Genomic DNA, 22,337 nt, shown 5'->3' with positions numbered 1-22,337 from the left:
TAAGACATATTTTATAAACAGGAGAATTAGTCTATGATGACTTACCAACCGTTATCTGAGCTTCCGATTCGGCAAGTGTCGGAGCTTTGGAATCATTCATTTGAAGGTTATATCGTTAACGCCTCGATGCCACTGGACCGCTTCATGGCTCGGATCGTAAACGATGGATTATGCCTGGAACGGTCATTTGCTTGTTACGTGGATGGCGTACCGGCTGGCATTGTGATGAACAGCTTTCGCGAAGAAGAGGGCATTCTGATTGCACGAAATGGCGGGACGGCGATAGCCCCCGAATTCCGGGGACAAGGAATTGGCAAAAAGATGATGGAGAAGAACGCCGAGCTCTACGTTGAGCAAGGCGTCAATCGGGCCTATTTGGAGGCAATTAGCACGAATGAGCCAGCGATTCGTCTTTATGAAAGTGCTGGTTATGAAATCATCGACCGGCTTCTCATCATGACGAATGAACAGGACATAGATTTACAGCCTACACAAGAGACTCTTTCAAGGTTTACGCTAGTCAGAGGCTTGGCTGGAGAGGCTGCCTCCGTAGCTTTCTACCGATCTGGTGAAGTCTGGCAGACGGACGTGACCGGTATCAAGGACGGAGAATGCGTTATTGTATTGGAAGGCGAAGAGCAGGTGGGCTTTGGTTTGTTTAAACGGGTGTTCGATGCCAAAGGTCGGCTAACAGCCATCACGCTGTTACGCTGTGAGGCTGCTCCCGGACATCCGGATGCAGTGGCTGTAATGAGGGCTGCGATACAGGAAATGATACAACCTGGTTATGCCTGCAAACGATCCGCCTTCAATATCCGGGCTTCGCATAAGGAACTGGTGGGCGTGCTGAAAGAGAATGGTTTTACCAGCTCGATGGAGCAGGTGCTTATGGTCCACGAGTATAGTGCTACATAGTTTAAAATGAAATTGTAAACATCGAAAGGATTTACACGCATGAGACAAAACACGGATTTGAGTCTGTATCCTACACTCTCGAATGATATCCATTGGGGCGTCGTGCGAGCTAGATTTGCCTTTGGCGAAAAAATCGAGGAAGAATCGAAGGTCAGCAATGTTACCATTCTTCCATTTGAAGGGGACCGGTGCATTATTTTTCAGGTAGCCGATGGGAGCTGGGAGCTTCCGGGAGGAACCCTTGAACCTGGGGAGTCCTACATGGAAGGACTTAGACGGGAAGTTAGAGAGGAGTTAGGCGCAGAACTTGAGACGTATCGAATCTTTGGCCAGTTTTACTGTGAATCCAGCAGCGAGACTCCCTATCGTCCGCATATTCCCCATCCTCATTTTGTCCGGCTGGTAGGTTATGGGGATGTGCGCATCGTTGGTGAGCCGCTAAATCCAGTAGATGGCGAGCAGGTCATCGCGGTAGAAGCCGTTGATTTGGAGGAAGCCGTTCAGCGCTTTGAACAGACGGGAAGGCCAGATATCGCAGAACTGTATAAGCTGGCTTATGCCATACGTCAAGAAGACCGGCCGATAAGTTAAATGTTGCCGGGTGAATTGTATTAAGGCTAAGGAGGGAACGATCGATGAGACAAACGACCACCATCTACCTGGTGAGACACGGACAGACGGAGTGGAATGTGCAGCACCGTTTTCAAGGACATAAGGATTCGCCGCTCACCGAGCTTGGTATTCAGCAAGCGGAATGGCTCGGGGACGCTTTGAAGGAAGACATTATCGACCTTGTTTACTCAAGTACAAGCAACAGAGCATATCATACTGCCGAAATAATTAGAGGGGAACGGAATGTTCCGATTACGGCCTGTGAGGAATTCAGAGAAATTAATTTAGGGGTATGGGAAGGAGAGACACAGGAACGAATCGCTAAAATTTATCCTCAGCAGCTGGATCATTTCTGGAAAAATCCGGAGCTGTTCAGTGTCCAGGACAGTGAAACTTTCAATGAAGTCAGAGCGCGCGCAGTAAATAAGCTTATCGATATTATCGGCTCTAATCCAGGCGCCAGCATTTTGCTGGTTACGCACACTGTGGTGGTCAAGGTATTGATGGCGCATTTTGAAGGAAGAAGCATGGACCGCCTGTGGGACCTGCCTTACATTCATCCGACCTGCCTTAGCAAAATCGAACTGACCGATGAGGTTCCGTCGATTATCCTTCACGGAGATGTTAGTCATTACAGGGAGGAGCAGGGAGCCTAAAAATCATTTGAGAGAATGTGCATGAAGAGTTCCAAACCCGCTTTTCAGAAGTAATAGGTGCTTAGTTGGTATGGGCAACGAATCAGTATTGAGTTTGTATGATTGATCATAGGGGCGCTCTGAACAGAAAAGGGGTGTAGACATTGGAACACTTATTCCAGGAGTTGTTACATCATTATTTTCATAACCTTGTGTATTCGACCGAAGCCGCGCCTTTCGGCATGACGAATGATTCGCGTATTGTCATAATGAACCGAAAAAAATACATCGCGAGAATATACAATCCTCATACGAAGAATGAAGAGAGACTTCGGTTTGAGATTGAACTAACAACATACTTGGAGCGTTGTTCCTTACCTTTTGATGTCCCAGCTTTCGTCTCTAGCATGGATGATACGAAGTACGTAGTTCTGTCGAATGGTTCCTTGGGCTCCCTGACACGATTTATTGAAGGAGATGTCCCCGATCTATCCAGCATCTCCGATGTGCGTAGTTATGGATGGACAGTTGGGCAAATATCACATGCTCTTCAGCAATTCGAATCCGATTCCGTTGACGTGGTTTGTCCTACAATTGCGTTCCATGATTTTTACAATCTCCATTCTCTAGCAGATCAGACGAATATTCATAGTTTTCTGACATGTCTTCCTTTTAAGATTGATGCCGAACAGATAGCCGTATTGCAAGGATACTATGAATTAGGGCATAAATTCTCATCTGAACTGAATGGACTGCCAAAGCAAATGGTCCATCATGATATTTTAGTGTTTAATCTCTTGATCGATCCCAAGTCCAGGCAGATGAGCGGTGTATTGGATTTTGACTTTGCAGCCAAGGATATACGGATATGGGAGCTATCCATCTGTCTGAACCATCTTCTTCAGCATGAGGACCAGACCTTGACGAAGGTAGCGTTGTTTTTAGATGAATATCGAAAACATATGAGGTTAACCCGCGCAGAGATCGAGTGGATTCCCTGCATTATGCAGTTATACTATGTTTCATTATTAAGCATTTATACCGGACAGTATTTGGCCGGAAAGAACATTGCTTCCTATTATGACCTGATGTTGAAGCAACTGTTGATTAGAAGAGAATGGATGGAACGGAACCAAGATAAGCTTATTGAATTGTTATATTCAAAATGTTCATGAATGGACTTATGGAAAGTTCCTAATTAAAAAACATAGTTGTTGCTTGAAAAATAGTACTGTAAGGACGCGGTGCGATTAAAGATTTCTTAACTACCCTAGTCAATCAACTGAATCCATTTAATCACTAGGATGTGTGTATTACTGTGAAATTACCTTATAAAATAGGATACGCCGTTACATTGGTCTGGTTGGTGTGGATTGTGTATGGTTATCTAAATTTCGATGACATTTCGGATCGAGGCATGCTGTCCATTGTCCTACTGAGTGCCGTGATCGGCATCATTCTGCTTCCGATTTATTTTATTAGTCTGCTGCTATATTATGTTGCCAAACGCCATCCAAAAGAGAAGAAGTAAGGGAGGGGCTCGCTTCATGAAGGATCGATATCTATATTTGCTTGGAGGACATTCTTTTCAAGAAGAGTCAAACAGACAATTTATAGAGCATGCGGGTGGTTCAAACGCTAGAATTGCATTATGCATCATGTACAGAGCAGGCTGGGAAGAATATGTTCCATTGTTTCAGCAGTTATGGGAGGATGCGGGTGCACGAAATGTGCAGGTGATCGTCCCGGATTCGGACGGAAACCTGGACATGGTACAAGCCGAACGGGTGTTGTCTCAGGCGACGGGTATATTTATTGGCGGTGGTGATACGGAGCAATACCATCACTATTACGCAACCGGTCGTTTTAAAGAGCTCCTGATCGACTGTTACAGGAAGGGCGTTCCCATTGCGGGGAATTCGGCAGGCGCTTTAATTCTTCCGGAGGTCTGCCTCATTTCGCCGCAGGATAATGTACAGAGAAAGTTGCTGTTTAAACAAGGAGTAGGGTTATTAACGAATATATTGATTAGTGTTCATTATACAGAGTGGGGTGACCAGCCCAATTTGCTGGAAGGTATGAGAACGAAAGAGATTAAGCACGGAATTGGTATAGATGAACAGGCATGTGCTGTTTTTAGGAATGAACAACTGGCATTTTCATTAGGAGAGGCTGTCCATTCTATCACTTTCAAGGATTTTGTTCGGGATGAGTATATGATTGAGAAGGCGACATCTTGAAGGACCTCCTTACATAATCAATCATGTGAAGTAACAGGTTAATATAACGCCATCGTGTTAGGGATCAGAATGAACATGGGTCTTCACGTCTCAAGTTTCTACTCAGCTAGATTACAATTTAATATAAACAATGTCCTAAGGGAGGAAATTTCAATGATACTCGAAGTGGCCATGCTACAGGTAAAACCTGGGTTAGCGGGAGAGTTTGAACGCAATTTTCAAGTGGCATCCGGAATCATTTCCAAGATGAAAGGGTATATTCATCATGAGTTGAAGCGGTGCATGGAGGATGACCACAAATACGTTCTCATGGTGAAATGGGAAACGCTGGAAGATCATACGGTAGGGTTCAGAGGATCGGCGGAATATCAAGAATGGAAAAGCCTGCTGCATCACTTTTATGATCCGTTTCCCATCGTTGAACATTTTGAAGCCATATAAGACCTCGCTAGTCTAGAAGAATGAACAGCTTTTGGATACGCAGCGCAGGTCGTGGTACAATACCCATGCACTATGTTTATATAGACATATAGTAGAGGGGCTTGGAGGAGATAGACATGGTGAAGTTTCAGGATATCGTGCCTTATATGGATGAGGTCCGTGAGAAGCTTATGAAGGCATTGGATGCTTTTGGTGAAAATGAGAAGGGGCTGCGCGAGTATCCAAGCGGTATATTACCCTATGATGAGGCGGTCGAGAAGCTGAATCAGGTAAGGGATACAACGAAACAGCTTATCACGAAGCTCGTAGAGCGTAACACGAATGAATTGCGCTTTCCTCACCCTTATGGATTCGAGCTGAACGCTGCGCAATGGGCTCACTTTATCGCCATTCATGAAGCTTCTCATATTAAACAGCTGGGACGTATTCGCGAAGCGAACAACAAATGAGTCCATTCATACTTGGTAAAATACAGCGATACGACAAGAACCGCATGAGCATTAGATCCCATGCGGTTCTTGATATTGAATTAAGATTCTGGCGCAAATCCAACCCGAGGTTTATCTCGTTCCTTTGTGTTGACAGAAACATAGCGGATCGCGGTTAATGGGACATACAGCATCTCGTATTCATCCTTGTATCGGATGAACTGCTCGCCAACCTCCTCCAGTATGCCGTTCTGCACATAACTCCCATCCGTAAAATAAATGGCTACTTTTTGATTCAGGAGACTTTTTAACATTACGATTCACTCCTTGTGAATAAATGATGGTATCGAGGCCGTTAGTCCGTTCATTGCTTGACCTAGGCCTTACAGTTTAGTGACTATATCATCAATAATCCCGTATTCCTTTGCCTCTTCTACTGTCATGAAGTAATCCCGCTCCATATCTTTTTCAACGCGTTCGACGGATTGACCTGTTCGTTCGGATATAATGTGAGCCAACTTCTCACGTGTCTTCAAGATGCGATTAGCCGTAATGGCAATATCGGTCGCCTGCCCCTGCACGCCACCTAGCGGCTGATGGATCATAATCTCGCTGTTTGGGAGCGCAAGGCGTTTGCCTTTCGCACCTGCCAGCAGCAGGATCGCCCCGTAAGAAGCGGCGAAGCCGGTGCAGATGGTATTGACCTGAGGCTGGATAATCTGCATGGTATCGTAAATGCCAAAGCCTGCAGATACGGAGCCGCCCGGACTGTTAATGTACATATGGATATCCTTCTCGGGATCTTCGGCCGCCAGAAACAGAAGCTGGGCAATAATACTGTTAGCGATGGCATCATCGATGGCTGCACCCACAAACACGATGCGATCTTTCAGCAGCCTGGAATAAATATCGTAGGATCGTTCGCCCCGGTTGGTTTGTTCAACAACATAAGGAACAATATTCATCGTTTCATCATCCTCCATATTCGTTAGGTTTTCTGATTTCAGCAAGTAAACGAAGAGGATGCCGCAAAAGATACGGAGAAACCATGAAATATATATGGAAAACGAAAGTAACCAATTGATGGCTTCGTTCGTTTACTTATAAGATATCTTACCGAGATGAGAAAAGGAGTTGGCTATTCGATGACGATATATCGACCGAGCGTCCCCACTTCGGCTGATCTGAGCCTGGAGGAACTGAATGCGACCCTGCACAGATATTGTCTGTCCCTTACAAACTCCTTATGGGATTCCGATGATTTGGTACAGGACACCTGGATCAAGGCACTGGAGCATATGAAGCAGCAGAACCATGCCAATCCTGAAGCCCTGCTGCTTCGGATTGCCAAGAATACATGGATTGACCGGGCTCGCCGTGATCAGACTTATAGACGAATCCTGGATGAGAAGCTGGAACAGGTTTTGCCTAGGGAAGAAACATTGAACGAGGACACCAAACTGAATATCGAGTTCGCTTTTCAATGGCTGCTGGAGCGGTTGTCGCCCCTGCAGCGAACAGTATTGCTGCTTCGTGACGTGTATGGATACTCTGTTTCGGAATCGGCGAGTATATTGAAAACAACGGAGGGAGCAGTGAAAGCTGCCCTTCATCGGGCCCACAAAGAGCTGCAAGGGCTTGATCCAGTGGAAGAGGAACTTCTGTTGTCTGTGCCGGAAGAGGAGGAGCTGATCCTGAATATTCAGGCATTGGCCGAAGCATATCAATCTGGTGATGTTGAAGCGGTGGTAAGACTAATCCAATGGAATCACTCGGAAGCAGCAGCCATCGGCTGTATGGCTCCAATGCAGATGCAATCGCCAAGCGCAGGTTATATGATGTATGGCGGGTATTCATCCGACATGAGAATGGCCGCTTAAAGCGAAGATTAGAGCAGGCTGATCATACACATATCTGAAAGGTCCGAGCAGAAGCTGCCCGGGCCTTATTTTTTTGATACGAAAGAAACATTAATAAAGGGGGCACGAATCTCCATTCATTCTATCGTCATTCAGCGTATGGCGCTGTATACTATAACCAACTAGATGTAACAGGAATGAGGGATTGGATTGCAGACCGACGTCAAATTGTACACCATGTGCATGATCCAACAAGGAAACAAAATTTTGCTGATGAACAGACCGGACGCTAAGGGATTTCCCGGATATATTGCCCCTGGTGGCAAGGTGGATTTTCCGGAGAGCATTGTAAACGGAGCCATTCGAGAGGTACGGGAAGAAACAGGCTTAATAGTGAAGGATATCATCTATAAGGGTCTTGAGGAATCGTGTGAGCCGAATACGGGCCTGCGGTATATGGTATTTAATTATTTGGCTACTGCCTTTGAAGGTGAATTGCTGGTGAACCCTCCCGAAGGAGAATTGTTATGGGTGGATAAGGAAGAAGCCCTTAAACTGCCTATGCAAGATTGGTTTAAACGGCGATTTCCGTTGTTCTTTGAAGAGGGAACGTTTGAACTAAGTGAAGTATGGGATGAGGGGACAGGTCGCATTCTGGATGAGACCATCAAGCATTATCCGGCAGGATTATCGCAAGGCGCTAGTTAGGTAGGTTAACGAGGGGAGCTGTGCGTATGGCGATCAGAGCTGTATTCTTCGACCTCTATGAGACCTTAATCACCGAATTCGAAGATGGCAAACGGATATCCAGGAGATCCTATGACTACAGGGACAGACTTGGGTTATCGGAAGAAGAATTTAAAGAAGAATGGAGCAGCAGGTTCGAGCGAAGAATGAACGGTCAGTTTCCCAGCTATCAAGCTGTGATTCGGGATATTCTGGATGTTCGAAGTTTACCCTATCATGAAGAACATGTGGAGTTTCTCTATCAAGCGAGAATAAGAGAGAAGACAATCCCTTTTCTGGCCGTTTCACAGGAAATTATCGTGATGCTGGATCAATTACATAAGCGTGGTCTGAAGCTGGGTCTGATCAGTAATTGCTCTGAAGAGGAAGTAGCCGCTTATCACCAAAGCCCACTAGCTCCCTATTTCGAGGATGTGATCTTCTCCTACAAAGCGGGAGTAGCCAAGCCGAACTCCGAGATTTACCGGTTGGCTTGCGAACGATTAGCTGTTTCACCGCAGGAATCTCTGTTTATCGGCGATGGGGGATCAGATGAATTGAGAGGCGCACATCTTGCTGGTCTGACACCTTGTCATGCCTATTGGTATAATACGTTTGCTCGAAGCGAGTATGAGAAGTTACTTAAACCGACTCAGGTACTGGACGTTGTCGATTCGATTGAGAAGGAGGCAGCTAACCATGAATCTGCAACCCATTAACCATCTGTGCTTTTCGGTTTCGGAATTAGAGCGTTCTATCGCTTTTTACAGAGACGTATTCGGAGCCAAGCTTCTGGTTAAGGGGAGAAAGTTGGCTTATTTTGACCTCAATGGACTATGGGTCGCATTAAATGAGGAACAAGTTGATAGAAGCATGACGAATCGAACATACACGCATATTGCCTTTAGCATGGAAGAGCATGAATATGAACCGACGCTGCTTCGCCTGCAAGCCCTCCAGGTAGAGATTCTGCCGGGAAGGTCAAGAGATGAGAAGGATAAGAGGTCGATTTACTTCCTGGATCCGGATGGGCATATGTTCGAGTTTCATACAGGTGGCTTGAAGGATCGGTTGGATTATTACCGGTCGGATAAAGAGCATATGACCTTCTATGATGTCGAATAGTTAGGGTGCTGAGACCTAAAGAAATTCTAATGCAGACAAGGAGATACGCCGATGAACCTTGCCAACAGGATCACGATAGCCAGAATATTATCGATTCCTTTGTTTATTCTTTTTCTAGCAGAGTACCCAATATGGTTGACCGAGCAAAACTCCTTCTTCGGGTTCATTCATGATAAGGGCATATACATAGCGCTGGGCATATTCATTCTTGCATCGGCTACAGATAAGCTGGACGGTTACATTGCGAGAAAATACAACCAAATCACGAACTTGGGGAAACTGTTGGACCCGCTTGCGGATAAACTGCTGATATCAGTTGCCCTAATCATGATGGTTCAATCAGGCATGGTTGCGACATGGATTGCCGTGGTCATCATAGCGCGGGAATTCGTCATTACAGGACTGAGAATGGTAGCTTCTGAGCAGGGGATAGCCTTAGCGGCTGACAAATGGGGGAAAATCAAAATGGTTCTTCAGGTTGCTGCCATCGCAGCCGTCCTGCTGGATAATGTCCCCGTTCAGTCCATCACGCTTATGCGGGTCGATGAATTATTAATGTTTGCGGCAGCTGCGATTACGATCCTATCAGGTGTTCATTATTTCATAAATAACTATAAGCTCATTCAATTGAGTTGATTCTTCAAAAGACGGCTCGATACACCCGATTGGGGTGTGAAGGGCCATTCACCAGGGGCCATGAGATTTTCCTATATAGGGGCAACGAAAAAATTTATCCTACTTTGTGCCCATTTTAAGTTCAGATCATAACGAAATAAATCAGGACTGTCGATATAATGTTAGACTGGAAAAAAGGACCTGTGAGACAGAAGGTACAAAGGAGAGAAATAAATGAGCTTAAACAGAAAGACAACGAAGATCATTTTTGTCGTTGTAATGATGTTGGCGATGGTTTTTCCAACCAGTGTATTCGCCGCCTCAGGGGACGTAACCTCAATTGAATTTGATACGAACGAGAGCAAGATTTACTTAACGGTTAATGAAACAACCGAGCAGCTTCGTGTATTAGCTAATCTGGAAGGCTCCACGACGAAGAAGGATGTTACCAATGAATCGACATGGTCTTCATCCAATACACGAATCGCCAAAGTGGATGGCGGACTCATTATTCCACAGGAAAAAGGTACAGCCCGAATTACGGCAAAGTATAAGGGCGCGATCAAGACGATTGATGTGGAAGTCCAATTTGCCATCGATGAATTCAAGCTGGATCAGCCTGATAAAGTCGAACATACGCTTGGAACGGAAGGTTTAACTGTTAAAGCGTTGGCTGACGGAACGAATGATGTTACAACGGAAGCGAAGTGGACGTCATCCGATAATGACGTGGTTAAAGTAAGTAAAGGCGAACTGACCCTCGTAGGCGTAGGAAGCGCAACTGTAACAGCAGAGTACAAAGGACTTAAGGCCTCCTATACGGTTAAAGTTGTCGCCCCATATCAAAAGCTTGCGATCATTCCAGATGATCAAGGACTGCTGTTTGGAGATGACATGGAGCTGTTGGTTGGCGATGTTGTAGGACTTTCAGTCGTTGCCAAACAGTCGGATGTTGATGCTGGTGTAGATGTAACGGATAAGGTAGAGCTGAAATCATCCAATACATCTGTGGCTACGATTGAAGACGGTAAGCTTAAGCCGGTTGCCCTGGGTAAAACGACAATCAGCGTAAGGTATTTGGGTTCTTCAGCCAAAATGGATGTATATGTGCGTAATCCGTATGAAGCTTTGATTCTGGATCAAACGGAGTTCGTCAAGAATCCGGTTCTGTTCATGAACGACTCGATTACAGTAAAAGCGAAGGTGAGGAACAGCGTTTCGCAATCCATTGACGTGACTGGAGAATGGACTTCCTCTAATCCGCTAGCTGTTTCTGTAAACGATGGTGTGATTACAGCGAGATCCACAGGAACTTCGACAATCAAGGTCAGCTACTTGGGTATCAGTAAAGACTTTACAGTCAAGGTTTATCCAACCGTGATCAGATTTGATGCAGCCGATACGGAGATTGAAGTGCTGAAGGGCGATTCCAAATCCTTCCCTAAGATTACGGGAACGCTGCTCGATGAAGAGAAAGAGGACTTCAGTAAATCGGTTACTTGGACATCCAATGATGAGAAAGTGGTAACAACCGATGATGGCAAGATTAAAGCCATTGACGCAGGGACAACAACCATTACAGGTAAGATTGGTTCGAGAGAAGTAGCGACGCTTCCGGTAACCGTTAATCAGAAAGTACTGGTACTGCTGTCTGATACAGAAGAGTATCAGCTGGTTATGGGCAGAAGCATCCCTTTGCCGAAAGTAAATGCTGTATTTGAGGATGGCGAAGAGAGCGATGTGACCACTTCCGTTGAATGGTCTTTGACGGGTTCAACAGCAGCTGTCATTAAAGACGATACACTTAAGGGTTTAACCAAAGGTTCTACTACGCTTAAAGGGACCTACCTGAATAAAGAAATCAAGATTCCGGTGAGCGTGGAACAAGAAGTCGTTAAGATGGTCGTTGAGCCTCAGAATATCGAACTCAACATTAAGAAATCCAAATCGATTAAAGTTACAGGTTACTACAGCAATGGAGGCACAGTTTCATTATCATCCAAGATGAATTGGAGTTCATCGGACAGTTCAATCGTGACGGTATCCAGAACTTCCGTGAAGGCTGTTGCTGAAGGTACGGCTACGATAACTGGTTCCTATCAAGGTAAAGAGGTTAAAGTTAACGTGAATGTCGTTCCTAAATTGACGAAATTGATAGCAAGCGAGAAGAAATTAAATCTGAAGCCTGGTGACGTCAAGACCGTGGCAGTTACGGCTGAATTTGATACCGGTGCAAAAGCGAATGTGGCTGACGTAGCGGTTTGGACAACCAGCAACTCGAGTGTTGCCAAGGTAACAAACGGACGTATTGAAGCGGTTGCGAAAGGAACCGCTCGAATTAAAGCACAGTATAATTCCAAGACGGTGACCATCTCGGTTTCTGTGAAATAGATCAGATTATCGGCAGCTGATGTTTTTAAGCGAAGCCGATTGTTGACCCGCAAGAGAGACACTTTGTATAAAAGTGCTCCGCTTGCGGGTCATTTTTATTTGAATACACCAAATACAATTCTCAACCAAGAGAGGAATCGTACCTTTATTCTACCCATTCAACTAATACGGGGGTTTCATCCAAAATGGATTCATATTGTTCTTTCCAACCGAATTTGGCTTCAGGGTCAAGCTGTTTATAACGCATATATTTCTCAAGTCTGTATTCCGCTTTGGCCCATCCATAGTGCTTCAAACGGATGGGAGATAGTTGATGCGGGAGGTCGAATATATTCGCCGGAAATCTTCCACAGTGCAAAGCAGTCTCCTTCCAAACCACTTTCATGTCGTGCCGGTATCGCACAAGAAAAGGGCGATAGTGCCGATGGGAACTCCAGTAATCGTCTTCCCGATAATGGGTTTCGTTCCAGAAGTCATAGAGCCGGAAGCAGTACAAATCAATTTCTTGTTGGTCCAGCATCGCTGGAAGCATGTCTGCAAATGAAGATTCGAACCATTCATCTGCATCGAGGTTCAGAATCCATTCCGGATGAACGTTCAGAGTTTCACGCCATTGTTGTTTACGAAGCTCAATCTCATTAGTAAATAGAGAATTCTTGTTATTAATCAACCTTATAGGGATGCCTTTTAGAATATCCATGCATACATCCATGGTATTGTCGTTACTTCCATCATCAATAATGACGGCTTGTTGAATATACGGACGATGACTTTCCAACGCTTGTCTTAAATAACGATTTCCTTCATTCTTGAGCACCATGGAGAGAGTGAGTGACGGCCGTCTCGAGCTTTCTCTGAGCTTTACTGGAGCAAGGCGTGCTTCCAGATGTGATTCAGATGGGCTGAGCGTAATATCAGGAGTGGATGGATTCGGGTCCGGGTCTGCTGCCTCCAAGAACAATTTGGCGTTCTTAAGATCACTGTCACGGTATATATGATAAGCAGGATAATGGGTGTCTACGTATAGAGTAAAGCCAAGCGCAGCGGCCCGAATGCTAAAATGTCGGTCTTCTCCCCAAAAGGATAAGTTATAAATAGGCTCATAGTTAACCCCGCGCTCGAGAGCTCGGCGGCTAATCAGAGTGCATGCACCGAGTCCGCCGACTTCATATACACCAGGCTCATTTAAGCGGCTTTCAAACTGCAAATACCGGGCTTCCTTTTGTGCTTCATTTAAGATTTCACCTATATATTGTTCATACTGCGTGTACTCATCCTTGAGCCACACTTGAGGCTGGGGTCTGGACTCAGGCTGCCAACGGGTCCAGAATATTTCCGAGATGATATCTTTATTGGCTTCTATAAGATGCCGCAGTGTCTGGGGGGCAAGCAGCAGATCTGAATCGATCAGGAATAGATAATCGAATTGCAGATCGAGCGCATATTGAATAATTGTGTTCTTAAATTCAGCTACTTTCCAGATTAACTTCTCATTCCAATAATGTGTGGTTTCGTTGCGATAATAAATATCCTGCTGATGGGCGTTACGAATGACAACAGATATTCCTTCTTTCATCAATCGGTTCAATTGGGTGCTGGACGCTTCATCGTTGTTGTCGTCAATAAAGAAGTAGCTAACTTCCAGGCCATCCTTCTCCAGCCGTAACAATGAAGTCAGGAAATGATCCAATATTTCCGGTTTCTGCCGTATCGGACTCCCGATCAGTACACGACGGTGTATCTTGTTTCTCATCAGCTCTGACCCTCAAGTTCTTGCAGCTTGTTCCGAAAATAGGCTTGATTAGCCAGCATTGTCTTATCCTCAGGACGATAGGCAAGCGCGGTCTCATTATGTTCATTGGCTAACCTATATGAGCCGATACGGTCGTAACAAACGGCTAACTGCAGATGTGGAAGCCACGTAGAGTAGGAGGGGGTGTGGAATCCCATGTAATCTGGGGGCAAATCCAGCTGGGTGGCCAGTTTATACCAGAAGATGGCTGTATCGTAATGATGATTCTCCAGAAAATGATAGCCGATGCGACAGCAGAATTCCGCGCGTGGAGACGCATAATGCAGCGATCTGATAGAGGATTCTAATGCGTGTCGCTTGTTCCCGAGTTCGTGATGGCAATCGGACAGCTTGCCGCAGGTCGTGATTATATCTTCGATCCAACCTTTTTCGGTATGTAAGAATCGTTCGTAATAATCGATGGCTTTCTCGAATTGACGATGATCTTTTAATTCATTTGCATAATAGAACAGATCTCTTGGTGTGAATGATTCACCGGCTATCTCCCGGTTCTGGTAGATCCTAAGATTTCGACCGATATCGGAATCTTGACCTGAACTGAGATGCGTTATCGCGATATCACTGTTAATACCATGCCCATAGACTTCCAAATATTCATGAACGGGTCCAATCCACCGAAATGCACGTTCTCTTTTGACAAGGCGGTTGCGGCGAAGGCTGAAGGTGACATTGCCGTATTCATCTGAACTTAAATGATAGAGCATGGTAACCGAATCGACGGCAGGCGAAAGGGTTTCCTTAAGAAACTTTAATTTATTCCGATCCTTCTCCAGCAGCACATCATCCGCATCAAGCCAAAGGATATACTTTTGGGTAGCTTTGCTGAAAGCAAAGTTCCGTGCTGCAGAAAAGTCATCAATCCACTCAAAATCAAAGATGGAGTTGGTGAAGGATTGAACGATTTCTTTGGTTCGGTCTGTTGAGCCTGTGTCAACCACAATGATCTCGTCCACAATGTCGGCAATGCTGGCCAGGCAGCGCTTAATGACAAGCTCCTCATTTTTTACGATCATGCAAAGGCTGATGGTATTCAATGAAATTACCCCCACGTATGGTCGACTCAAAAAGAATATGCCAGATATATATTCAGCTCCCCAGATGAAATGAACCGGATACGCATAAATTGAAGTTTTCTTTTCAAACATGACGGTTATATATGGCGTTAAACCATTCGAAGGAGAATTCTAGCAAATACGATCTGGATTTAAAGACGGTTCAGTGATAAAATCATCTCTAATTTTAGGTAGCTCAAAACATAATGTTGCAGAAAAGAGGGTAATGAAGATGGGATCGGTTAATGTCCTTCATTATGATGCGTTCTCTGTACAGCCTAACAAGGGAAACCCTGCCGGTGTGGTCCTGGATGCAGATGAACTGACGGAGAAAGAAATGCAAATCATCGCTCGTCAAGTGGGGTTCAATGAGACAACCTTTATTTTAAAATCGGATCAAGCGGACGTCAGGCTGAGGTACTTTACCCCAGGGCATGAGATGAATTTATGCGGACATGCTACCATGGCATCCATGTATGCCTTGAAGAGCAAAGGATTACTCCCGGATAAAGAAACCGTATGGGTGGAGACCAATGTGGGGAATTTGCCCATTCAATTCCAGGAAGATGCGGGACAGTTAATTATGAAAATGAAGCAGGATCATCCTCAGTTCATTCCATTTCGGGGAGATGTGGAACGCTTGGCGCACTCCGTTGGCTTAAAGCAGGAAGACTTGGACTTGAGCATGCCTATCGTATATGGAAGTACCGGTATATGGACGTTGTTGATACCGATAAAAGAGCTGAGGTCATTTCATCGTATGGTGCCTGATCAAGCGCGTTTTCCGGAGATTTTGACGGAACTTCCCAGAGCTTCACTGCATCCTTTTTGTTTGGAAACCATTGACGATGACTGCTTCATGCATGCTAGACATTTCTCTTCACCATTCTCAGGTACCGTTGAGGATCCCGTGACAGGAACAGCTTCCGGTGTACTCGGAGCATACGATTTAACCTACCTGAATTCCGAAAGACCTTCCACACAATTTATGGTTGAACAAGGGCAGGAGATGGGGAAAGACGGCAGAGTTCATGTACATGTGCTCCGTAATCAGGATAAAATGGATGTTTATATTTCCGGTACAGCGATATTTGTGGATGAGTTCCAAGTTAATTATGATGAATAACAGTCAGAAAATAGGATCCTCTTCATCAGGATTCTGTTGGAATTCTCTCACCAGTTATTAGGAACAAGGAGTGTAATGAAGTGATGCAGGAACAAGAAGAGATCAAAGTTCGCTCCAAGGTAGCCAAATTATTATTTGGCTCTCTGGCATTTGTACTGCTAGGCATCGGCTTAATATATGCAGGAGCTGAATCGGGCAATTTCTTTATTCTCATTATCGGATTTATTTGTACTTTATTTTTTGCGTTGGGGCTGGTGTTTTCTGTTTCCAAGCTCTTTAAATCGGAGCCGGCCCTCTTGATTAATCAGGAGGGAATATCCAGACAACCTGTATGGAGGCAAAAATTGATGGATATGAACATAGGCATGACGCGTGGTTCTATCCATCTGACCTCATTGAATCTGTCCTGCAGTCTCTATGAATTGTTTCCATTATTATATCGAAGATGGAATATGCACAAGTCGGGCACGGATCAGGATATTCAGGAAGAGACCATAGAGAAATGAGCTGATTCATTCTATGAAAAAGATCGTATTAGCTGGTGGAACGGGTTTTATCGGCACATATTTTAAGAATAAATTCCTCAGTGAGCAAGCAGAGGTATACATGATTTCTCGTCGGTCAGGACATATTGCGTGGAATGATCATGAAGCCATCGTTGCTGCCCTGGAGGGGGCGGATATGCTGATTAATCTTGCCGGTAAGTCAGTTAACTGCCGCTATAATACACGAAATCAAGAGCTTATCCTGAAAACTAGAATCGAGACAACCGAGATCCTTGGAAAGGCTATGGAGGCCTGCCAGCATCCTCCGCAATTATGGCTAAATTCTAGTACGGCTACGATATATCGTCATGCGGAGGACCGTCCGATGACGGAGGAAACAGGCGAGATTGGTTCTGGCTTCTCGGTTAATGTTGCCAAAGAGTGGGAGCGTGCTTTCTTCTCGTTCTCTCTGCCTAACACAAGACAAATCGCCTTGCGTATTGCCATCGTGCTTGGGCCCGGCGGAGGTGTCATGACTCCTTATATAAACTTGGTAAAATACGGACTTGGCGGTACTCAGGGGACAGGCAAGCAAATGTTCAGCTGGATCCATGTGGAGGACCTATATCGAATCATCCTGTTTTTGAATGAAAATACAGATTTGACCGGGGTTATCAACTGTGCATCCCCGTATCCGGTTACGAATGAGGAACTGATGGAGCAGCTCCGGCACGCATTGAATCGCAACATAGGGCTGCCATCTCCCAAATGGCTGCTGGAGATGGGAGCCAGAATCATTCAGACCGAAACGGAGCTTGTGCTCAAGAGCCGATGGGTTATTCCCGACAGGCTGCTGAAAGCCGGGTTTCAATTTGAATTTGAGAGACTGGATATAGCTTTGAAGGACATTTTAAAGGAATGAAGGCTCAAAGTTTAGCGGAAGCAGCACGAAACCATGCTGTATTACAAACAAATCTCAGCCGCGAAACGGAGGGATTACATGGATCGGGATGAGCGATTTTATCGTAAATGGACGGTGATCCGGAAGAAGGGAAAAGCCAAGTTTGTGATTTCCCGGGGCCTTGTACATGGTCTCTTATTATATGTTATCTGGGCTGCAGCCACCTGGTTTTTTGATAGGGATAAATTTGATCCTGAATTTTTTGTAACCCGATATTATTATTACTTTCTGATCTATTTGATTGTTGGTTTTATTATTTCTAGCGGAGCATGGAAGGGCCAAAACAAGCGTTATGACAATATAACCTGGTATGCGGAGAAGCAGCATAAGAAGAACTTGCCGTAACGGCAGGTTCTTTTTTTGGTAGGATTGTTGGCATGGTTAGCGGCAGACAAAGGCATTATTAGCCCTTCTTCACAAAATGGTATACTGTTTTGTAGCAGTAAGTAGAGAAAGGAATGGGAGTATGGGTTACCAGCTGACCGAACGCGTGATTAAACTTTTATGCGGCAAAACCTCCTATGATCGCGGCGGCGTTTTATATAGAGATGGTCAAGTAAACATGCTGAAACAAGATCCAGATGCTCGGACATACGAAGCAGAGGTGAAGGATCAAGAATCAGGTATCGCCAGAGCGGAGATTGATTCAAACGGGGACGTATTCGCTGAGTGCAGCTGCCTGGACTATGGATTAACGAGAAAGCGGTGCAGACATATTGCAGCACTCCTTCTGACGATCCGGGATATCGAACAGACAACGGAAGCTCCTGTCCGCCCCTATCCATCATTATTACATCCTTCTGTCCAAAGAGATGATGAAGATGGACAGTTGGCCATCCGGAATACTGGAGGTTCAAGCGAGATGGAACAAGACGCCCTGCTTAGCAGTCAGCTGCTCGGTTTGTTCTCTTATAACGGGACGAAGAGATCGACGGCTGCTACCCGTTTTGACAACCGCGAGATTCTGGATATGGAATGCATTTTCAAACTGCAATCATACGGAAATCAGAAGCACTTGTTCGGAGTCGAACTCCGAATTGGGAAAAAGCGATTATATATCGTACATCGTATTCGCGAGTTCCTGCAATGTGTAAAACGTAGGGAAACCTGCGTGTTCACGAGAAATTTCATCTATGACCCTGAGCTGCACAGCTTTAAGAAGGAAGATGATGAACTTCTTCAGCAGCTCATTCGCATCTATGAGCATGAAAGCATGTTAAAGCAGACACTGGACATCTATTCTTCTACTAGCAAAAAAGGGGCCGATGATCGAATGTTGATTATCCCCCCTTCGTTCTGGCCTCAAATGAGAGAGGGACTCTCTGGTTCCGTGCATTCCCTCTTGTCGATGGATGGGATTATGACAGACAAGCTGGGATTTATGGAGAATCCGATTCCTCTTCAGTTCGAGTTTGATGAATCCGGGGATGATCACTATCTAATGAAGGTTGATGGATTGGAACGGATGACCGTTATGGAGGGATATGGGCTCGTTATTGTGGATGGTAAGCTGATTGAGCTTGAATCGGAGGCTTGCAGTAAGCTCTCCGAGATGAAGCAGCTTCTCAAGACAGCGTATAGGCCGCATATTCGGATTCAGCCGGACATGATGGAATCTATTATGGAACGGGTCGTTCCTGGACTCATGAAGCTGGGCAGTGTCCATGTGGCCCAGTCCGTATCTGATCGTATTGTTAAAACTCCGCTGAAGGCGAAGCTGTATTTAGACAGGGTGCGAGGGAGGCTCTTGGCTGGGCTTGATTTTCAATACGGTGAGATTACGATAAACCCCCTCGAGGGAAATCGCGCCAAACACAGCAGTAGTTCGATCCTCGTTCGTGATGGCGAGTTGGAGCAGAGGATTCTTGAACTCATTGAGAACGCCTCCTTTGCCAAGACAGATGGCGGCTTCTTCATGAATGATGAGGATGCCGAATATGACTTTCTGTATCATACGCTCCCAGAGCTGGAGAAGCTGCTCGTTGTTTATGCAACAACAGCCGTGAAAGAGCGGGTGCTCACGGAACCAATTGGAGCCAAAGTCCGGGTAGATATCGACGAACGCACGGATTGGCTTGAACTGAAGTTTGACATGGAGGGGATTCGGGAAGCTGAAATCCGGGAGATTATCAAATCGCTTGAAGATAAGCGTAAATATCACCGACTGCGAAATGGCGCCCTGCTTCCGTTGGAGAGTGCTGATTTCCAGGCTATGGTTTCACTCATGAATCGGCTCGGACCTTGGCTTTACGAGGGGGAAGGTACTAAATTCAAATTGCCAGTGATTCAAGGACTTCAGCTGCTGGATTGGGATGATTCGGGATCAGCTGTTCAGCTTGGCCGCTCCTTGCGGCGAATGCTGCAGCATGTGAAGAACCCGGATGACTTGGATTTTGTGGTGCCTCCTGGTTTGGAAAATGTTCTTCGCGATTATCAGAAGTTCGGATTCCAATGGATGAAGACGATGGCTCATTACCGCTTCGGCGGCATCTTGGCGGACGATATGGGATTGGGAAAAACCATACAAAGTATTGCTTTTATTCTGTCTGTGCTGCCAGAGATCAGAGAGCGCAAAGAACCGGCACTTATTGTTGCGCCAGCTTCCCTGCTCTATAACTGGTTGAGCGAACTCCATAAATTCGCACCTGGGATAAAAGCAGCCATTGCGGATGGTACGCAGACCGAGCGGGCGAAGATTCTCCGAAATACGAAGGATGCGGATGTCATCATTACTTCCTATCCGTTATTACGAAGAGACGTGGGACGGTATGCAAAGCTGTCATTCTTGGCATTGATTCTGGATGAAGCTCAAGCTTTCAAGAATTACACAACGCAAACGGCTCAGGTTGTCAAAACTCTTCGGGCGCGTTACCGTTTTGCTTTAACAGGCACACCGGTAGAGAATCGTCTGGAGGAATTATGGTCTATCTACGATGTCGTTTTTCCGGAACTTTTTGGCGATCGAACAGCATTTCATGAGCTCTCTAAAGAAACGGTTGCGAAGAGGGTGCGTCCTTTCCTGCTGCGCAGGTTGAAGTCAGACGTGCTTCAGGAGCTGCCTGAGAAGATCGAGACGATACAGGCATCAGGGCTTCTGATCGAACAGAAGAAGCTGTATACCGCCTATCTTGCTAAACTCAGACAGGAGACGCTCAAGCATTTGGCGCAGGATGGATTTCAGAAGAATCGTATTCGTATCCTGGCAGGATTGACTCGATTACGCCAAATTTGCTGTCATCCTGCACTGTTTGTGGATGGATATGAGGGGAGTTCCGCAAAGTTTGAACAGCTGCTGGACACGATTGAGGAATGTCGCCAATCGGGGCGGCGAATGCTTGTATTCTCCCAATTCACAGGAATGTTGAAGCTAATTGCGAGAGAACTTGGCTATCGGGGAATTCCGTTTTTTTACTTGGATGGACAAACTCCGGCCTCAGAGCGGGTGGAACTGTGCGAACGCTTTAACGAGGGAGAACGTGAGTTATTCCTGATTTCGCTGAAAGCGGGTGGGACAGGCTTGAACCTGACCGGGGCGGATACGGTAATCTTGTATGACCTGTGGTGGAATCCGGCAGTGGAGCAGCAGGCTACGGATCGGGCGCATCGAATTGGTCAGAAGAAGGTAGTGCAGGTTATAAGATTAGTGTCTCAGGATACGATTGAGGATAAAATGGTCGCACTTCAGCAGAGGAAGAAGAATCTTCTGGAGGAGCTCGTTCAGCCAGGAGAAGAGGCGCTGTCAAGCTGGACCGAGGCGGACATTCGAGAGCTCCTGGCACTTCAAGGCTAACTACCCGCCTGGTAATGTCCAAGATACGCCTACCTAAAGGATGACAAGGAGTTGTTGTTATGAAGAAGATATCTTTTCTTATACTGGCAGCTATTGTGGTCGTTATTAATTATACGCCGCTGTTTCTAGGCGGTTATATGTACAATGAAGAACAGGCCGTGCGGCGTCTCTATCCTGAGTATAGTGGGAATAAACTATACGAGAAGACGGAAGGTCAGCATAAATTGATCGTCTGGTCGGATGGTAATCAGAAGATGGTTACTGTCGTTGAGAATAAGTGGGGATGGCTGTACCGTGCTCAGAACTCAGTTGTACTAGTCAGAACGTCTCAAGATGAACCTTTTGTTCGGACCTGGTCTGCTACTAATCATGGAGGGCATGATCTCTCAGATACCTTGCTGGCGGTTGAGACGACAGAGAGCGAGAGCAGAAAAATTATCGTCACGAATGAGCCGATGGATGAAGAGCCGGTGGCTGATCTGGAACTGCTAAAAGCCTTGTCCGGAGTCTACATCGAAATGGATGTGGAACAAGGCTACGCTATCCATTATGAACAACTGCCTGCCGATCAAGTCGGGGGCTTTGTATTTCGCAGCATCGATTCCGAAGGAAAGATCCTCTCCGTTCATAGGTAATGGATGGAGAGGTTATGATTTTGATATGCTAGAAATATGTGGTTTTTGTAACATACATTCCGGGAAAGAAAGGATTTTAGGATGATCTCTTTTTTACTTACCTTAAAACGTCTTATCAGCGGCTTAATTCGAGCGTTCAAGCAGCGATATTTCGTAGCGCTGTTTGTATTGATTGTCATCATGCTGTTATCGGGGACGTTGTTTTATACCGGTCAAGAAGGATTATCAGTGCTGGATGCTCTTTATTTCTGTGTAGCAACTTTAAGCACGGTAGGTCATCCTGAATTTGTGCCGCAAACCCCGCTTGGCAAGGTATTCACCATGGTATACATCGTAGTTGGTACAGGCTTATTCCTTGGGATGGTTGGACAATTGGCGTACGCAATAATCAAGACCAATCAGAAAGAAGAATAGACCGTTAAAATTCCCTATATGCACAATGCAAACAAACAGCCCTCATGGAATGAGGGCTGTTTGTTATTACACAC

Annotated in this window: 25 protein-coding genes; 21 read left to right on the top strand and 4 right to left on the bottom strand. The window is 45.6% G+C overall.

Annotated elements, in window-relative coordinates; translation table 11 throughout:
• Nucleotides 1-33 precede the first annotated feature (33 nt).
• The 8 genes from ABEQ74_RS05700 (at nucleotide 34) to ABEQ74_RS05665 (ending at nucleotide 5,292) form a co-directional block, all read left to right on the top strand.
• Nucleotides 34-915 carry a GNAT family N-acetyltransferase gene (locus ABEQ74_RS05700; RefSeq protein WP_430120298.1) on the top strand — a complete coding sequence of 294 codons (882 nt, stop codon included), beginning with the start codon at nucleotides 34-36 and terminating at the stop codon, nucleotides 913-915.
• Nucleotides 916-954: 39 nt separating this feature from the next.
• On the top strand, nucleotides 955-1,506 hold the full coding sequence (locus ABEQ74_RS05695) for an NUDIX hydrolase (RefSeq protein ID WP_430120296.1): 552 nt from the start codon (nucleotides 955-957) through the stop codon (nucleotides 1,504-1,506).
• Between the two features lie 44 nt (nucleotides 1,507-1,550).
• Nucleotides 1,551-2,183, top strand: coding sequence for a histidine phosphatase family protein (locus tag ABEQ74_RS05690; RefSeq protein WP_430120294.1), 633 nt, complete (start codon nucleotides 1,551-1,553; stop codon nucleotides 2,181-2,183).
• 143 nt (nucleotides 2,184-2,326) lie between these two features.
• Nucleotides 2,327-3,337 carry a phosphotransferase enzyme family protein gene (locus tag ABEQ74_RS05685; protein WP_430120292.1) on the top strand — a complete coding sequence of 337 codons (1,011 nt, stop codon included), beginning with the start codon at nucleotides 2,327-2,329 and terminating at the stop codon, nucleotides 3,335-3,337.
• A gap of 143 nt (nucleotides 3,338-3,480) precedes the next feature.
• The gene (locus tag ABEQ74_RS05680; RefSeq protein ID WP_430120290.1) at nucleotides 3,481-3,693 is read left to right on the top strand and encodes a hypothetical protein; all 213 of its coding nucleotides are present in this window, start codon (nucleotides 3,481-3,483) and stop codon (nucleotides 3,691-3,693) included.
• Nucleotides 3,694-3,709: 16 nt separating this feature from the next.
• Nucleotides 3,710-4,402: a cyanophycinase gene (locus ABEQ74_RS05675; RefSeq protein WP_430120288.1), complete on the top strand. Its 693-nt coding sequence runs from the start codon at nucleotides 3,710-3,712 to the stop codon at nucleotides 4,400-4,402.
• Between the two features lie 153 nt (nucleotides 4,403-4,555).
• The gene (locus ABEQ74_RS05670; RefSeq protein ID WP_430120286.1) at nucleotides 4,556-4,843 is read left to right on the top strand and encodes an antibiotic biosynthesis monooxygenase family protein; all 288 of its coding nucleotides are present in this window, start codon (nucleotides 4,556-4,558) and stop codon (nucleotides 4,841-4,843) included.
• A 116-nt stretch (nucleotides 4,844-4,959) separates the two neighbouring features.
• A complete protein-coding gene (locus ABEQ74_RS05665) occupies nucleotides 4,960-5,292 on the top strand; it encodes a DinB family protein (protein ID WP_430120284.1) in 333 nt (110 codons plus the stop codon).
• Nucleotides 5,293-5,372: 80 nt separating this feature from the next.
• Here the strand turns inward: ABEQ74_RS05665 and ABEQ74_RS05660 are convergent, their stop codons facing one another.
• Nucleotides 5,373-5,585 (bottom strand): hypothetical protein, encoded by a 213-nt coding sequence (locus ABEQ74_RS05660; RefSeq protein WP_053492507.1) that lies wholly within the window; start codon nucleotides 5,583-5,585, stop codon nucleotides 5,373-5,375.
• Nucleotides 5,586-5,654: 69 nt separating this feature from the next.
• Nucleotides 5,655-6,254: an ATP-dependent Clp endopeptidase proteolytic subunit ClpP gene (gene clpP, locus ABEQ74_RS05655; protein WP_430120282.1), complete on the bottom strand. Its 600-nt coding sequence runs from the start codon at nucleotides 6,252-6,254 to the stop codon at nucleotides 5,655-5,657.
• A gap of 162 nt (nucleotides 6,255-6,416) precedes the next feature.
• Between clpP and ABEQ74_RS05650 the strand changes: the two genes are divergently transcribed.
• The 6 genes from ABEQ74_RS05650 to ABEQ74_RS05625 all read left to right on the top strand — a co-directional run bounded on the left by ABEQ74_RS05650 (nucleotide 6,417) and on the right by ABEQ74_RS05625 (nucleotide 11,987).
• Nucleotides 6,417-7,151, top strand: coding sequence for a sigma-70 family RNA polymerase sigma factor (locus ABEQ74_RS05650; protein WP_430120280.1), 735 nt, complete (start codon nucleotides 6,417-6,419; stop codon nucleotides 7,149-7,151).
• A gap of 216 nt (nucleotides 7,152-7,367) precedes the next feature.
• Entirely contained in the window at nucleotides 7,368-7,838 is a 471-nt protein-coding gene (locus ABEQ74_RS05645) for an 8-oxo-dGTP diphosphatase (protein WP_430120935.1), read from the top strand.
• 26 nt (nucleotides 7,839-7,864) lie between these two features.
• Entirely contained in the window at nucleotides 7,865-8,575 is a 711-nt protein-coding gene (locus ABEQ74_RS05640) for an HAD family hydrolase (RefSeq protein ID WP_430120278.1), read from the top strand.
• Nucleotides 8,556-8,981 carry a metallothiol transferase FosB gene (fosB, locus tag ABEQ74_RS05635; RefSeq protein ID WP_430120276.1) on the top strand — a complete coding sequence of 142 codons (426 nt, stop codon included), beginning with the start codon at nucleotides 8,556-8,558 and terminating at the stop codon, nucleotides 8,979-8,981. The genes ABEQ74_RS05640 and fosB overlap by 20 nt, the downstream gene beginning before the upstream one ends.
• 51 nt (nucleotides 8,982-9,032) lie before the next feature.
• Nucleotides 9,033-9,617 carry a CDP-diacylglycerol--glycerol-3-phosphate 3-phosphatidyltransferase gene (gene pgsA / locus ABEQ74_RS05630; protein WP_430120274.1) on the top strand — a complete coding sequence of 195 codons (585 nt, stop codon included), beginning with the start codon at nucleotides 9,033-9,035 and terminating at the stop codon, nucleotides 9,615-9,617.
• A 213-nt stretch (nucleotides 9,618-9,830) separates the two neighbouring features.
• The gene (locus ABEQ74_RS05625; protein WP_430120272.1) at nucleotides 9,831-11,987 is read left to right on the top strand and encodes an Ig-like domain-containing protein; all 2,157 of its coding nucleotides are present in this window, start codon (nucleotides 9,831-9,833) and stop codon (nucleotides 11,985-11,987) included.
• A gap of 145 nt (nucleotides 11,988-12,132) precedes the next feature.
• Here ABEQ74_RS05625 and ABEQ74_RS05620 read toward each other — a convergent pair whose 3' ends face one another.
• On the bottom strand, nucleotides 12,133-13,740 hold the full coding sequence (locus ABEQ74_RS05620; RefSeq protein WP_430120270.1) for a glycosyltransferase family 2 protein: 1,608 nt from the start codon (nucleotides 13,738-13,740) through the stop codon (nucleotides 12,133-12,135).
• A complete protein-coding gene (locus tag ABEQ74_RS05615) occupies nucleotides 13,740-14,834 on the bottom strand; it encodes a glycosyltransferase (RefSeq protein WP_430120268.1) in 1,095 nt (364 codons plus the stop codon). The genes ABEQ74_RS05620 and ABEQ74_RS05615 overlap by 1 nt, the downstream gene beginning before the upstream one ends.
• 250 nt (nucleotides 14,835-15,084) lie before the next feature.
• On the opposite strand from ABEQ74_RS05615, the gene ABEQ74_RS05610 reads away from it, so the two are divergent.
• The 7 genes from ABEQ74_RS05610 to ABEQ74_RS05580 all read left to right on the top strand — a co-directional run bounded on the left by ABEQ74_RS05610 (nucleotide 15,085) and on the right by ABEQ74_RS05580 (nucleotide 22,263).
• Nucleotides 15,085-15,978, top strand: coding sequence for a PhzF family phenazine biosynthesis isomerase (locus tag ABEQ74_RS05610; RefSeq protein WP_430120266.1), 894 nt, complete (start codon nucleotides 15,085-15,087; stop codon nucleotides 15,976-15,978).
• Between the two features lie 83 nt (nucleotides 15,979-16,061).
• Complete coding sequence (locus ABEQ74_RS05605) at nucleotides 16,062-16,484, top strand: STM3941 family protein (RefSeq protein ID WP_430120933.1); 423 nt, start codon at nucleotides 16,062-16,064, stop codon at nucleotides 16,482-16,484.
• Between the two features lie 13 nt (nucleotides 16,485-16,497).
• Nucleotides 16,498-17,385 (top strand): TIGR01777 family oxidoreductase, encoded by an 888-nt coding sequence (locus tag ABEQ74_RS05600; RefSeq protein WP_430120264.1) that lies wholly within the window; start codon nucleotides 16,498-16,500, stop codon nucleotides 17,383-17,385.
• Between the two features lie 33 nt (nucleotides 17,386-17,418).
• Entirely contained in the window at nucleotides 17,419-17,769 is a 351-nt protein-coding gene (locus ABEQ74_RS05595) for a hypothetical protein (protein WP_430120262.1), read from the top strand.
• A gap of 121 nt (nucleotides 17,770-17,890) precedes the next feature.
• Complete coding sequence (locus ABEQ74_RS05590; RefSeq protein WP_430120260.1) at nucleotides 17,891-21,214, top strand: SNF2 helicase associated domain-containing protein; 3,324 nt, start codon at nucleotides 17,891-17,893, stop codon at nucleotides 21,212-21,214.
• Nucleotides 21,215-21,273: 59 nt separating this feature from the next.
• Complete coding sequence (locus ABEQ74_RS05585; protein WP_430120258.1) at nucleotides 21,274-21,849, top strand: hypothetical protein; 576 nt, start codon at nucleotides 21,274-21,276, stop codon at nucleotides 21,847-21,849.
• A gap of 81 nt (nucleotides 21,850-21,930) precedes the next feature.
• Nucleotides 21,931-22,263 carry a potassium channel family protein gene (locus ABEQ74_RS05580; protein ID WP_053492524.1) on the top strand — a complete coding sequence of 111 codons (333 nt, stop codon included), beginning with the start codon at nucleotides 21,931-21,933 and terminating at the stop codon, nucleotides 22,261-22,263.
• The last annotated feature ends 74 nt before the right edge of the window (nucleotides 22,264-22,337 follow it).

The sequence above is a fragment of the Paenibacillus solani genome (genome assembly GCF_050475945.1).
In the GTDB taxonomy this organism is placed as follows: Bacteria; Bacillota; Bacilli; order Paenibacillales; family Paenibacillaceae; genus Paenibacillus_AQ; species Paenibacillus_AQ solani_A.
This window is presented reverse-complemented; position numbering and strand designations above follow the sequence as displayed.

Coding starts and splice junctions, on each gene's coding strand:
- ABEQ74_RS05595 (WP_430120262.1), top strand. CDS start 17,419: ATGCTGTATTACAAACAAATCTCAGCCGCGAAACGGAGGGATTACATG.
- ABEQ74_RS05690 (WP_430120294.1), top strand. CDS start 1,551: ATGAGACAAACGACCACCATCTACCTGGTGAGACACGGACAGACGGAG.
- ABEQ74_RS05695 (WP_430120296.1), top strand. CDS start 955: ATGAGACAAAACACGGATTTGAGTCTGTATCCTACACTCTCGAATGAT.
- ABEQ74_RS05590 (WP_430120260.1), top strand. CDS start 17,891: ATGGGTTACCAGCTGACCGAACGCGTGATTAAACTTTTATGCGGCAAA.
- ABEQ74_RS05660 (WP_053492507.1), bottom strand. CDS start 5,585: ATGTTAAAAAGTCTCCTGAATCAAAAAGTAGCCATTTATTTTACGGAT.
- fosB (WP_430120276.1), top strand. CDS start 8,556: ATGAATCTGCAACCCATTAACCATCTGTGCTTTTCGGTTTCGGAATTA.
- ABEQ74_RS05580 (WP_053492524.1), top strand. CDS start 21,931: ATGATCTCTTTTTTACTTACCTTAAAACGTCTTATCAGCGGCTTAATT.
- ABEQ74_RS05665 (WP_430120284.1), top strand. CDS start 4,960: ATGGTGAAGTTTCAGGATATCGTGCCTTATATGGATGAGGTCCGTGAG.
- pgsA (WP_430120274.1), top strand. CDS start 9,033: ATGAACCTTGCCAACAGGATCACGATAGCCAGAATATTATCGATTCCT.
- ABEQ74_RS05670 (WP_430120286.1), top strand. CDS start 4,556: ATGATACTCGAAGTGGCCATGCTACAGGTAAAACCTGGGTTAGCGGGA.
- ABEQ74_RS05610 (WP_430120266.1), top strand. CDS start 15,085: ATGGGATCGGTTAATGTCCTTCATTATGATGCGTTCTCTGTACAGCCT.
- clpP (WP_430120282.1), bottom strand. CDS start 6,254: ATGGAGGATGATGAAACGATGAATATTGTTCCTTATGTTGTTGAACAA.
- ABEQ74_RS05700 (WP_430120298.1), top strand. CDS start 34: ATGATGACTTACCAACCGTTATCTGAGCTTCCGATTCGGCAAGTGTCG.
- ABEQ74_RS05640 (WP_430120278.1), top strand. CDS start 7,865: ATGGCGATCAGAGCTGTATTCTTCGACCTCTATGAGACCTTAATCACC.
- ABEQ74_RS05675 (WP_430120288.1), top strand. CDS start 3,710: ATGAAGGATCGATATCTATATTTGCTTGGAGGACATTCTTTTCAAGAA.
- ABEQ74_RS05645 (WP_430120935.1), top strand. CDS start 7,368: ATGTGCATGATCCAACAAGGAAACAAAATTTTGCTGATGAACAGACCG.
- ABEQ74_RS05605 (WP_430120933.1), top strand. CDS start 16,062: ATGCAGGAACAAGAAGAGATCAAAGTTCGCTCCAAGGTAGCCAAATTA.
- ABEQ74_RS05585 (WP_430120258.1), top strand. CDS start 21,274: ATGAAGAAGATATCTTTTCTTATACTGGCAGCTATTGTGGTCGTTATT.
- ABEQ74_RS05620 (WP_430120270.1), bottom strand. CDS start 13,740: ATGAGAAACAAGATACACCGTCGTGTACTGATCGGGAGTCCGATACGG.
- ABEQ74_RS05650 (WP_430120280.1), top strand. CDS start 6,417: ATGACGATATATCGACCGAGCGTCCCCACTTCGGCTGATCTGAGCCTG.
- ABEQ74_RS05600 (WP_430120264.1), top strand. CDS start 16,498: ATGAAAAAGATCGTATTAGCTGGTGGAACGGGTTTTATCGGCACATAT.
- ABEQ74_RS05625 (WP_430120272.1), top strand. CDS start 9,831: ATGAGCTTAAACAGAAAGACAACGAAGATCATTTTTGTCGTTGTAATG.